The sequence below is a fragment of the Streptomyces sp. ISL-36 genome, assembly GCF_018614205.1.
Classification (GTDB): Bacteria; Actinomycetota; Actinomycetes; order Streptomycetales; family Streptomycetaceae; genus Streptomyces.
The window spans coordinates 78989-90902 of sequence record NZ_JAGGOS010000094.1 but is presented as its reverse complement, the minus strand read 5'-3'; the positions used below and the strand labels follow the sequence as shown (position 1 = coordinate 90902).

The following is an 11914-nucleotide window of genomic DNA, read 5'->3' as shown; positions in this document are numbered from 1 at the left end:
GGCGCGCCTTTGGCCCCCGGTTGGTCCGGCGCGGGCATACCGCCGCACCCGCAGCACCCCGGCTCGGCGCCCCCGCCGCGGGATACCACCGGGCATGTCCAGCTGCCGCCCGTGGCACTGCCCGTCGAGCCCGGGACCGGCACCGCGACCCTCGCCGTCCTGCTGATCGGCCCCGCGGGCGCCGGCAAGACGACCGTCGCGCGCCACTGGGCCCAGCGCCGCCGCGTCCCCACCGCGCACATCAGCCTCGACGACGTCCGTGAGTGGGTCTGCTCGGGCTTCGCCGACCCCCAGTCGGGGTGGAACGAGCACTCCGAGGCCCAGTACCGGCTCGCCCGCCGCACCTGCGGCTTCGCCGCGCGCAACTTCCTCGCCAACGGCATCTCCTGCATCGTCGATGACGCCGTCTTCCCCGACCGCCCGGTCGTCGGCCTCGGCGGCTGGAAACGGCACGTCGGTCCTGGGCTGCTTCCGGTCGTTCTCCTGCCCGGCCTGGAGATCGTCCTGGAGCGGAACGCCGAGCGCAGCGGCAACAGGCGCCTCTCGGACGAGGAGGTCGCCACCATCCACGGCAGGATGGCCGGCTGGTACGGCTCGGGCCTGCCGATCATCGACAACTCCAAGTACGACGTCGAGACCACCGCCCGCGTCCTCGACGAGGTGCTGGCCCGTTCCATAGCGAGCCCGCCCGCCTGGTGAGACCCCTGCGCGCCGGACGCGCCGGAGATGGCCCGATGCGGCCGGTCGGGGCACGGTCGGCCGCGCTGAGCGGGCCGGGGCGGCCCGCCCCTCGTAGGCTCGGAACATGTCAGAGGTGTATGCGGACCGCCGTGTGCGGCTGCGCGACCGGTGCGCGGCAGCGGGCAGCCCGGCGGCCCTGGTCTCCCGCCCCGCCAACGTCCGCTATCTCGCGGGTGGTTCGCCCCCCGGCGCCGTCCTCCTGCTCGGCCCGGACGAGGACGTGCTGCTCTGCCCCACCGCGCCCGGCGGTGATCCGGCCGACGGGCGGCTCGACGAGCTGCTCCGGCAGGCGCTGCTGCCCGCGGCGGGAGGTGACCCCGCCGTCGCCGCCGTCGACTTCGCCCGGAAGGCGGGTGCGGACGCGCTCGCCGTGGAGGAGCACCATCTGACCGTGGCCCGTCACCGTGCCATGGGCTCGGTCGCGCCCCAGCTCCACCTCGCCGACCTCGGAGGAGCCGTCGAACAGCTGCGGATCGTCAAGGACGAGGACGAGATCGCCTGTCTGAGGATCGCCGCCGAGATCGCCGACCAGGCCCTCGGCGAGCTCCTCGAATCCATCTTGGTCGGACGGACCGAGCGCCATCTCGCCCTGGAGCTGGAGCGGCGGCTCGTCGACCACGGCGCGGACGGCGCCGCCTTCCCGACCTCGGTCGCCACCGGTCCGAACTCCGGCCGCGGCGGCCACCGGCCCTCCGACCGCCGGGTCGAGGAGGGAGATTTCCTCTCGGTGTGCCTCGGCGCGAACTACCGCGGCTACCGCTGCGAGATCGGCCGTACCTTCGTCATCGGCACCACTCCGGCCGACTGGCAGATCGAGCTCTACGAGCTCGTCTTCGCCGCTCAGCGGGCCGGCCGGGAGTCGCTGGTGCCGGGCGCGGAGTACCGCGACGTGGACCGGGCGGCGCGCCAGATCCTGGACGGCGCGGGCCACGCGGAGGCGGTTCCCCCGCTCACCGGGCACGGTGTCGGCCTGGAAATCGACGAGGACCCGCAGCTCGCACCCTCGGCCATGGGTAAACTGGACGCTTGTGTGCCGGTCACCGTCGAACCGGGGGTCCACCTCCCGGGCCGGGGCGGAGTCCGGATCGATGACACGCTCGTCGTGCGCCAGGAGGCGGACGGCGGACCCGAGCTACTCACCATTACGACCAAGGAGCTGCTCGCGCTGTAAGGCGCGTACGCCTCCCTGGTCCCACGTCAGTCCAGGAGATTCCGCAACCGTGGCTTCCACGAACGACCTCAAGAACGGCATGGTGCTCAAGCTCGACGGGGACCAGCTCTGGTCCGTCGTCGAGTTCCAGCACGTCAAGCCCGGCAAGGGCCCGGCCTTCGTGCGCACCAAGCTCAAGAACGTGCTCTCCGGCAAGGTCGTCGACAAGACCTTCAACGCCGGTGTGAAGGTCGAGACGGCCACCATCGACCGCCGCGACATGCAGTTCTCGTACATGGACGGCGACTACTTCGTCTTCATGGACATGCAGACGTACGACCAGCTGCACGTGGACCGCAAGGCCGTCGGCGACGCCGCCAACTTCCTGATCGAGGGCTTCACCGCCTCCGTCGCCCAGCACGAGGGTTCGGTGCTCTACGTCGAGCTGCCGGCCGCCGTCGAGCTGACCATCCAGCACACCGACCCGGGTGTCCAGGGCGACCGCTCCACCGGCGGCACCAAGCCGGCGACGCTGGAGACCGGCCACGAGATCCAGGTCCCGCTCTTCATCACCACCGGTGAGAAGATCAAGGTCGACACCCGCACGAGCGACTACCTCGGCCGGGTGAACAGCTAACCGTGGCTGCCCGCAGCAAGGCCCGTAAGCGCGCCTTCCAGATCCTCTTCGAGGCCGACCAGCGCGGTGCGTCCGTGCAGCAGGTCCTCGCGGACTGGGTACGGCACGCACGGTCCGACGACCGTCAGCCGCCGGTCAACGAGTTCACGATGCAGCTGGTCGAGGGGTACGCGGACTACGCGAACCGGATCGACGAGCTCATCGCCACCTACGCGGTGGACTGGGATCTCGACCGGATGCCGGTCGTCGACCGGAACATCGTGCGCCTCGGGGCGTACGAGCTCATCTGGCTGGACGAGACGCCGGACGCCGTGGCGATCGACGAGGCGGTGCAGCTCGCCAAGGAGTTCTCCACCGACGAGTCCCCGACGTTCGTCAACGGCCTTCTCGGCCGCTTCAAGGACTTGAAGCCGCGTCTGCGCCGGGACGCCTGAGAGGCGGCTCCCGGCAGTCGAAGGGGCCCGCAGCACACCGTGCTGCGGGCCCCTTCGGCGTACCCGTACGTACGCGCACGTACGCGCATTGGGCCGGAGAGCAGAAAACCGCCGGGGTGGCGGAAGGCGTAGGGCCTTCCGCCACCCCGGCGGCAACGTTTCTGCTGATGTCCTGGTGAAAGGTCAGCTCTCCTCGTGGGCGACCGCACGACGCGCGTCGGCGTCCAGGACGCCCCAGCTGATCAGCTGCTCGGTCAGGACCGAGGGCGACTGGTCGTAGATGACGGCGAGCGTGCGCAGGTCGTCCTGGCGGATCGAGAGCACCTTGCCGTTGTAGTCGCCGCGCTGGGACTGGATCGTCGCCGCGTAGCGCTGCAGCGGTCCGGCCTTCTCCTGCGGGACGTGGGCCAGGCGCTCGAGGTCCAGAACGAGCTTCGGCGGCGGCTCGGCGGCCCCGCCCGGAGTGGTGCCCGGCAGGAGCTCCTGCACCGGCACCCCGTAGAAGTCCGCCAGCTCGGCGAGGCGCTGCACCGTCACGGCGCGGTCACCACGCTCGTACGAGCCGACCACGACGGCCTTCCAGCGGCCCTGGGACTTCTCTTCCACACCGTGGAGGGAAAGGCCCTGCTGGGTGCGGATGGCACGGAGCTTGGCCCCGAGCTGTTTTGCGTATTCGCTGGACATATAGCTCCCCGGACGCTGTGACAACGTGCGGCTCCGCCGCGTGGCTGGTAACTCACTGTGAGGTTACGCAGCGTTACTTGTCCCCGTCAAGCCGAATGGTCCATACCGCCCCCTCCGAGGGACGGCGCCCGGAGCGGCGGCGGGGTGGTGAGCAGGGCACTCGTCCGCCCCTGGTAGAGTCGGTGGCGCAATTCCGACGTCCTTTAAGAGCCGTCCCGTGAGGCGGAGAAGGAGGTCCGTTTCATATGGACACGCAGCAGCAGACCGATGCCGCACGCCCCGTTCTCGAGGGCCCGGACATCGCGCGGGTACTGACCCGCATCGCCCACGAGATCGTCGAACGCGCCAAGGGCGCCGACGACGTGGTCCTCCTCGGCATCCCCACGCGCGGCGTCTTCCTCGCCCGCCGGCTGGCCGAGAAGCTCGCCGGGATCACCGGACGCACGATCCCGGTCGGCTCCCTCGACATCACCATGTACCGCGACGACCTGCGGATGAAGCCCGCCCGGGCCATCGGCCGCACCGAGATCCCCGGTGACGGCATCGACGGCCGGCTGGTCGTCCTCGTCGACGACGTGCTCTTCTCCGGCCGCACCATCCGCGCCGCCCTCGACGCGCTCGGCGACATCGGCCGCCCCCGGGCCGTGCAGCTCGCGGTCCTCGTCGACCGCGGCCACCGCGAACTTCCGATCCGTGCCGACTACGTCGGCAAGAACCTCCCCACGTCGCTGCGGGAGACGGTCAAGGTCCAGCTCGCCGAAGAGGACGGCCGCGACACCGTCCTGCTCGGCGGCAAGCCCTCCGCCTAGCCCCGGAGCAGCCGGACCGGCTTCCCGACGGCTCCAGGGCACATCCCTGCGCGCCCGCACGCCCGACGGGCCTCCCGGGGACACCCCCGGACCCCCGACCTCCCACCACGGAGCGAAACCCCGATGATGCGTCACCTCATCTCGGCCGCCGATCTCACCCGCGACGACGCCGTCCTCATCCTCGACACCGCCGAGGAGATGGCCCGGGTGGCCGACCGGCCGATCAAGAAGCTGCCCACCCTGCGCGGCCGCACGATCTGCAACCTGTTCTTCGAGGACTCCACCCGTACCCGGATCTCCTTCGAGGCCGCCGAGAAGCGTCTCTCCGCCGACGTGATCAACTTCGCGGCCAAGGGATCCAGCGTCTCCAAGGGCGAATCCCTCAAGGACACCGCCCAGACCTTGGAGGCGATGGGCGTCGACGCCGTCGTCATCCGCCACAGCGCCTCCGGCGCCCCCTACCGCCTCGCCACCTCCGGCTGGATCGACGCCCCCGTCATCAACGCCGGCGACGGCACCCACCAGCACCCCACCCAGGCCCTGCTCGACGCCTTCACCATGCGCCGCCGCCTCGTCGGCCGCGACGCGGGCCTCGGCCAGGATCTCGCGGGCAAGCGCATCACCCTCGTCGGCGACGTCCTCCACAGCCGGGTGGCCCGCTCCAACGTCGACCTGCTCCACACCCTCGGCGCCGAGGTCACCCTGGTGGCTCCGCCCACCCTGGTCCCGGTCGGCGTCGAGGCCTGGCCCTGCGACATCAGCTACGACCTCGACAGCGTGCTGCCGAAGTCCGACGCGGTGATGATGCTGCGTGTGCAGCGGGAGCGCATGAACGCGGCCTTCTTCCCCACCGAGCGCGAGTACTCGCGGCGGTACGGGCTCGACGGCCACCGGATGGCGAAGATGCCCGAGCACGCCATCGTGATGCACCCCGGCCCCATGGTCCGCGGCATGGAGATCACCGCCGAGGTGGCCGACTCCGACCGCTGCACGGTCGTCGAGCAGGTCGCCAACGGCGTCTCCATCCGCATGGCCGTCCTGTACCTGCTGCTCGGTGGCAACGAGCCCGCCGCCGCCCACCCCCGTACCGAGGAGAACTGAGAACCATGAGCAAGATCCTGATCTGTGGTGCGAAGGTGCTCGGCGGCGAGGCGCAGGACGTCCTGATCGACGGCGAGACCATCGCCGCGGTGGGCACCGGCCTGACGGCCGATGACGCGACGGTGATCGAGGCAGAGGGGCAGATCCTCCTGCCCGGCCTGGTCGACCTCCACACCCACCTGCGCGAGCCCGGCCGCGAGGACTCCGAGACCGTCCTCACCGGCACCCGGGCCGCGGCCTCCGGCGGCTACACCGCCGTCTTCGCCATGGCCAACACCTTCCCCGTCGCCGACACCGCCGGCGTCGTCGAGCAGGTCTACCGGCTCGGCAAGCAGTCCGGCTACTGCGACGTGCAGCCCATCGGCGCCGTCACCGTCGGCCTGGAGGGCAAGAAGCTCGCCGAGCTCGGCGCCATGCACGACTCGGCCGCCGGCGTCACCGTCTTCTCCGACGACGGCAAGTGCGTCGACGACGCCGTGATCATGCGCCGCGCCCTGGAGTACGTGAAGGCCTTCGGCGGCGTCGTCGCCCAGCACGCGCAGGAGCCCCGCCTCACCGAGGGCGCCCAGATGAACGAGGGCGTCGTCTCCGCCGAGCTGGGCCTGGGCGGCTGGCCCGCCGTCGCCGAGGAGTCGATCATCGCCCGCGACGTCCTCCTCGCCGAGCACGTCGGTTCCCGCGTCCACATCTGCCACCTCTCCACGGCCGGCTCGGTCGAGATCGTCCGCTGGGCCAAGTCCCGCGGCATCGACGTCACCGCCGAGGTCACCCCGCACCACCTCCTCCTCACCGACGAGCTGGTACGCAGCTACAACCCGGTCTACAAGGTCAACCCGCCGCTGCGCACCGAGCACGACGTGCTCGCCCTGCGCGAGGCCCTGGCCGACGGCACCATCGACATCGTCGCCACCGACCACGCCCCGCACCCGCACGAGGACAAGGACTGCGAGTGGGCCGCGGCCGCCATGGGCATGGTCGGCCTGGAGACCGCGCTCTCCGTCGTCCAGCAGACGATGGTCGAGACCGGGCTGCTCGACTGGGCCGGCGTCGCCGACCGCATGTCCGTCAAGCCCGCGCGGATCGGGCTGGCCGAGGGCCACGGGCGGCCCGTCTCGGCAGGTGAGCCCGCGAACCTGACGCTGGTCGATCCGGCATACCGTGGAGCAGTGGACCCCGCGGGCTTCGCCTCCCGCAGCCGCAACACGCCCTACGAGGGCCGCGAGCTGCCGGGACGCGTCACCCACACCTTCCTGCGGGGCCGGGCAACGCTCGTGGACGGGAAGCTGGCGTGACACCTGTGATCATCCTGGCCGCCGGGGAGAAATCGGCGGAGGTCACCAACTGGGCCGGACGCGTCGGCTGGGTGGTCGGCCTGGGTCTCTTCGTCGCCTTCGTCTACTGGCTGATGCGCCAGGGATGGAAGTGGCGCGGCAGCCTCCAGTCCGGACTGCCGGAGCTTCCCACCGCGCCGGAGACGGCCGGTGAGGCGAGACTGACTCTCAGCGGGCGCTACCACGGATCCACGACCGCCGGGCACTGGCTCGACCGGATCGTGGCCCACGGCCTCGGCACCCGCAGCCGCGTCGAGCTCACGCTCACCGATGCGGGGATCGAGGTCGTACGCCCCGGGGCGAACGACTTCTTCGTCCCGGCCGAAGCCCTGCGCGAGGCCCGCCTCGACAAGGGCATCGCCGGCAAGGTCCTCGCCGAGGGCGGACTGCTGATCGTCACCTGGGCGCACGGCGACCAGCTGCTCGACTCCGGCTTCCGCTCCGACCGCGCGGCCGAGCACGCCGCCTGGGTCGAGGCCATCAACTCCATGAACCACACACGCACGACGGAAGGCACCGCACGATGACGACCTCCACTAGGGGAGCCAAGGCTCCCGCCGTACTCGTCCTGGAGGACGGCCGCATCTTCCGCGGCCGCGCCTATGGGGCCGTGGGGGAGACCTTCGGCGAGGCCGTGTTCTCCACCGGCATGACCGGCTACCAGGAGACCCTCACCGACCCGTCGTACCACCGCCAGGTCGTCGTGATGACCGCCCCGCACGTCGGCAACACCGGCGTCAACGACGAGGACGCCGAGTCCGCGAAGATCTGGGTCGCCGGTTACGTCGTCCGTGACCCCGCCCGCGTCTCCTCCAACTGGCGCGCCCGGCGCTCGCTCGACGAGGAGCTCGCCGCCCAGGGCGTCGTCGGCATCTCCGGCATCGACACCCGCGCCCTCACCCGCCACCTGCGCGAGCGCGGCGCCATGCGCGTCGGCATCTTCTCTGGAGAGGCGTTCGCCGGGGTCACGGACGACGCCGTGCTGCTCGCCAAGGTCCAGGAAGCCCCGCAGATGAAGGGCGCGAACCTCTCCGCCGAGGTCGCCACCAAGGAGACGTACGTCGTCCCCGCCATCGGCGAGAAGAAGTTCACCGTCGCCGCCGTCGACCTCGGCATCAAGGGCATGACCCCGCACCGGATGGCCGAGCGCGGCATCGAGGTCCACGTGCTGCCCGCCACCGCCACCGTCGAGGACGTCTACGCCGTCCAGCCCGACGGCGTGTTCTTCTCCAACGGCCCGGGCGACCCGGCCACCGCCGACGGCCCCGTCTCCGTCATGCAGGGCGTCCTGGAGCGCAAGACCCCGCTCTTCGGCATCTGCTTCGGCAACCAGATCCTCGGCCGCGCCCTCGGCTTCGGCACCTACAAGCTGAAGTACGGCCACCGCGGCATCAACCAGCCGGTGCAGGACCGCACCACCGGCAAGGTCGAGGTCACCGCGCACAACCACGGCTTCGCCGTCGACGCGCCCCTCGACAAGGTCTCGGACACCCCCTACGGCCGTGCCGAGGTCTCCCACGTCTGCCTGAACGACCAGGTCGTCGAGGGCCTCCAGCTGCTCGACCGGCCGGCCTTCAGCGTCCAGTACCACCCCGAGGCGGCCGCGGGCCCGCACGACGCCGCGTACCTCTTCGACCGTTTCGTATCCCTGATGGAGGCCGAGCGTGCCTAAGCGCACCGATATCCAGTCCGTCCTGGTCATCGGCTCCGGCCCGATCGTCATCGGCCAGGCCGCCGAGTTCGACTACTCCGGCACCCAGGCCTGCCGCATCCTCAAGGCCGAGGGCCTGCGGGTGATCCTGGTCAACTCCAACCCGGCCACGATCATGACCGACCCGGAGATCGCCGACGCCACCTACGTCGAGCCGATCACCCCCGAGTTCGTCGAGAAGATCATCGCCAAGGAGCGCCCCGACGCCCTCCTGCCCACCCTCGGCGGCCAGACCGCGCTCAACACCGCCATCTCCATGCACGAGCAGGGTGTGCTGGAGAAGTACGGTGTCGAGCTCATCGGCGCCAACGTCGAGGCGATCCACAAGGGCGAGGACCGCGACCTCTTCAAGGGTGTCGTCGAGGCCGTCAAGGCCAAGATCGGGTACGGCGAGTCCGCCCGCTCGGTCATCTGCCACTCCATGGACGACGTGATCAAGGGCGTCGAGACGCTCGGCGGCTACCCCGTCGTCGTCCGCCCCTCCTTCACCATGGGCGGCGCCGGCTCCGGCTTCGCCCACAACGAGGACGAGCTGCGCCGCATCGCCGGCCAGGGCCTCACCCTCTCGCCGACCACCGAGGTGCTCCTGGAGGAGTCCATCCTCGGCTGGAAGGAGTACGAGCTGGAGCTGATGCGCGACAAGAACGACAACGTCGTGGTCGTCTGCTCCATCGAGAACTTCGACCCGATGGGCGTCCACACCGGTGACTCGATCACCGTCGCCCCGTCGATGACCCTCACCGACCGCGAGTACCAGCGGCTGCGCGACATCGGCATCGCGATCATCCGCGAGGTCGGCGTCGACACCGGCGGCTGCAACATCCAGTTCGCGGTCAACCCGGACGACGGCCGGATCATCGTCATCGAGATGAACCCGCGCGTCTCCCGCTCCTCCGCGCTCGCCTCCAAGGCGACCGGCTTCCCGATCGCCAAGATCGCGGCCCGTCTCGCCGTCGGCTACACGCTGGACGAGATCCCCAACGACATCACGGAGAAGACCCCGGCGTCCTTCGAGCCCACGCTCGACTACGTCGTGGTCAAGGCCCCGCGCTTCGCCTTCGAGAAGTTCCCCTCCGCCGACTCCACGCTGACCACGACCATGAAGTCGGTCGGCGAGGCCATGGCGATCGGCCGCAACTTCACCGAGGCGCTCCAGAAGGCACTGCGCTCGCTGGAGAAGAAGGGCTCGCAGTTCACCTTCGTCGGCGAGCCCGGCGACAAGGCCGAGCTCCTGCGCGAGTCCGCGCGTCCCACCGACGGCCGGATCAACACCGTCATGCAGGCCGTCCGCGCCGGCGCCACCCCCGAGGAGGTCTTCGACGCCACGAAGATCGACCCGTGGTTCGTCGACCAGCTCTTCCTCATCAAGGAGATCGCCGACGAGCTGGCCGCCGCCGACAAGCTCCACCCCGAGCTGCTCGCCGAGGCCAAGCGCCACGGCTTCTCCGACGCCCAGATCGCCGAGATCCGCGGCCTGCGCGAGGACGTCGTCCGCGAGGTCCGGCACGCCCTCGGCGTCCGCCCGGTCTACAAGACGGTCGACACCTGCGCCGCCGAGTTCGCCGCCAAGACCCCGTACTTCTACTCCTCGTACGACGAGGAGAGCGAGGTCGCGCCGCGCGAGAAGCCCGCCGTGATCATCCTGGGCTCCGGCCCGAACCGCATCGGCCAGGGCATCGAGTTCGACTACTCCTGCGTCCACGCCTCCTTCGCGCTCAGCGAGGCCGGCTACGAGACCGTGATGGTCAACTGCAACCCCGAGACCGTCTCCACCGACTACGACACCTCCGACCGCCTGTACTTCGAGCCGCTCACGCTCGAGGACGTGCTGGAGATCGTCCACGCCGAGACGCTGGCCGGCCCCGTCGCCGGTGTCGTCGTCCAGCTCGGCGGACAGACCCCGCTGGGTCTGTCCCAGGCGCTCAAGGACAACGGCGTGCCGGTCGTCGGCACCTCCCCGGAGGCCATCCACGCCGCCGAGGACCGCGGCGCCTTCGGCCGCGTCCTGGCCGAGGCCGGGCTGCCCGCCCCCAAGCACGGCACCGCGACCACCTTCGCCGGCGCCAAGGCCATCGCCGACGAGATCGGCTACCCCGTCCTCGTACGCCCCTCGTACGTGCTCGGTGGCCGCGGCATGGAGATCGTGTACGACGAGGCGCGCCTGGAGACGTACATCGCCGAGTCCACCGAGATCAGCCCCACCCGGCCGGTCCTGGTCGACCGCTTCCTCGACGACGCCATCGAGATCGACGTCGACGCCCTCTACGACGGCACCGAGCTCTACCTCGGCGGAGTCATGGAGCACATCGAGGAGGCCGGTATCCACTCCGGCGACTCGGCCTGCGCCCTGCCCCCGATCACGCTCGGCGGCTTCGACATCAAGCGCCTGCGCGCCTCCACCGAGGCGATCGCGAAGGGCGTCGGCGTGCGCGGACTGATCAACATCCAGTTCGCCATGGCCGGCGACATCCTGTACGTCCTGGAGGCCAACCCGCGCGCCTCGCGGACCGTTCCCTTCACCTCGAAGGCGACCGCCGTGCCGCTCGCGAAGGCCGCCGCCCGCATCTCGCTGGGCGCGACCATCGCCGAGCTGCGCGCGGAGGGCCTGCTGCCCAAGAGCGGCGACGGCGGCACCCTGCCGCTCGACGCGCCGATCTCCGTCAAGGAAGCTGTGATGCCGTGGTCGCGCTTCCGCGACGTGCACGGCCGCGGCGTGGACACCGTCCTCGGCCCGGAGATGCGCTCGACCGGCGAGGTCATGGGCATCGACGCCGTCTTCGGCACGGCGTACGCCAAGTCGCAGGCCGGCGCGTACGGCCCGCTGCCCACCAAGGGCCGCGCGTTCATCTCCGTCGCCAACCGCGACAAGCGCTCGATGATCTTCCCGGCGCGCGAGCTGGTCGCCCACGGCTTCGAGCTGCTCGCCACCTCCGGCACCGCCGAGGTCCTCAAGCGCAACGGCATCAACGCCACCGTCGTGCGCAAGCTCAGCGAGGGCGAGGGCCCCGGCGGCGAGAAGACGATCATCCAGCTGATCCACGACGGTCAGGTCGACCTCATCGTCAACACCCCTTACGGCACCGGTGGCCGCCTCGACGGATACGAGATCCGTACGGCGGCGGTCTCACGCGGCGTCCCGTGCCTCACCACGGTCCAGGCGCTCGCCGCCGCCGTCCAGGGCATCGAGGCGCTCGGCCACGGCGACGTGGGCGTCCGCTCGCTCCAGGAACACGCGGCGCATCTGACCGCGGCCCGCGACTAGCAGCCCGACGAGGGGGACACCGGAAACGGTGTCCCCCTCTTGGTGAGGACACCC

At 70.7% G+C, this 11914-nt stretch carries 11 protein-coding genes; 10 read left to right on the top strand and 1 reads right to left on the bottom strand.

Annotated features, from left to right (window positions below; genetic code table 11):
- The 4 genes from J7E93_RS23770 to nusB all read left to right on the top strand — a co-directional run.
- The coding region (locus tag J7E93_RS23770) for an AAA family ATPase (protein WP_374105426.1) at positions 1-699 on the top strand (699 nt) is incomplete at its 5' end.
- Positions 700-805: 106 nt separating this feature from the next.
- Positions 806-1912 (top strand): aminopeptidase P family protein, encoded by a 1107-nt coding sequence (locus tag J7E93_RS23765; protein ID WP_215071964.1) that lies wholly within the window; start codon positions 806-808, stop codon positions 1910-1912.
- A 49-nt stretch (positions 1913-1961) separates the two neighbouring features.
- Positions 1962-2528: an elongation factor P gene (gene efp, locus J7E93_RS23760; RefSeq protein WP_215071963.1), complete on the top strand. Its 567-nt coding sequence runs from the start codon at positions 1962-1964 to the stop codon at positions 2526-2528.
- 2 nt (positions 2529-2530) lie between these two features.
- Positions 2531-2962, top strand: coding sequence for a transcription antitermination factor NusB (nusB, locus tag J7E93_RS23755; RefSeq protein WP_215071962.1), 432 nt, complete (start codon positions 2531-2533; stop codon positions 2960-2962).
- Positions 2963-3145: 183 nt separating this feature from the next.
- On the opposite strand, the gene bldD is transcribed toward nusB, so the two are convergent.
- A complete protein-coding gene (bldD, locus tag J7E93_RS23750) occupies positions 3146-3646 on the bottom strand; it encodes a transcriptional regulator BldD (RefSeq protein ID WP_005319862.1) in 501 nt (166 codons plus the stop codon).
- A gap of 245 nt (positions 3647-3891) precedes the next feature.
- Between bldD and pyrR the strand changes: the two genes are divergently transcribed.
- The 6 genes from pyrR (at position 3892) to carB (ending at position 11860) form a co-directional block, all read left to right on the top strand.
- Positions 3892-4455, top strand: a complete 564-nt coding sequence (gene pyrR / locus J7E93_RS23745; protein WP_215071961.1) for a bifunctional pyr operon transcriptional regulator/uracil phosphoribosyltransferase PyrR — start codon at positions 3892-3894, stop codon at positions 4453-4455.
- A gap of 123 nt (positions 4456-4578) precedes the next feature.
- Complete coding sequence (locus J7E93_RS23740; protein WP_215071960.1) at positions 4579-5556, top strand: aspartate carbamoyltransferase catalytic subunit; 978 nt, start codon at positions 4579-4581, stop codon at positions 5554-5556.
- 5 nt (positions 5557-5561) lie between these two features.
- On the top strand, positions 5562-6848 hold the full coding sequence (locus J7E93_RS23735; protein ID WP_215071959.1) for a dihydroorotase: 1287 nt from the start codon (positions 5562-5564) through the stop codon (positions 6846-6848).
- On the top strand, positions 6845-7414 hold the full coding sequence (locus J7E93_RS23730) for a hypothetical protein (RefSeq protein WP_215071958.1): 570 nt from the start codon (positions 6845-6847) through the stop codon (positions 7412-7414). Before J7E93_RS23735 ends, J7E93_RS23730 begins: the two co-directional genes overlap by 4 nt.
- Positions 7411-8559, top strand: coding sequence for a glutamine-hydrolyzing carbamoyl-phosphate synthase small subunit (gene carA, locus J7E93_RS23725; protein ID WP_215071957.1), 1149 nt, complete (start codon positions 7411-7413; stop codon positions 8557-8559). Before J7E93_RS23730 ends, carA begins: the two co-directional genes overlap by 4 nt.
- Positions 8552-11860 (top strand): carbamoyl-phosphate synthase large subunit, encoded by a 3309-nt coding sequence (gene carB / locus J7E93_RS23720; RefSeq protein WP_215071956.1) that lies wholly within the window; start codon positions 8552-8554, stop codon positions 11858-11860. The genes carA and carB overlap by 8 nt, the downstream gene beginning before the upstream one ends.
- The last annotated feature ends 54 nt before the right edge of the window (positions 11861-11914 follow it).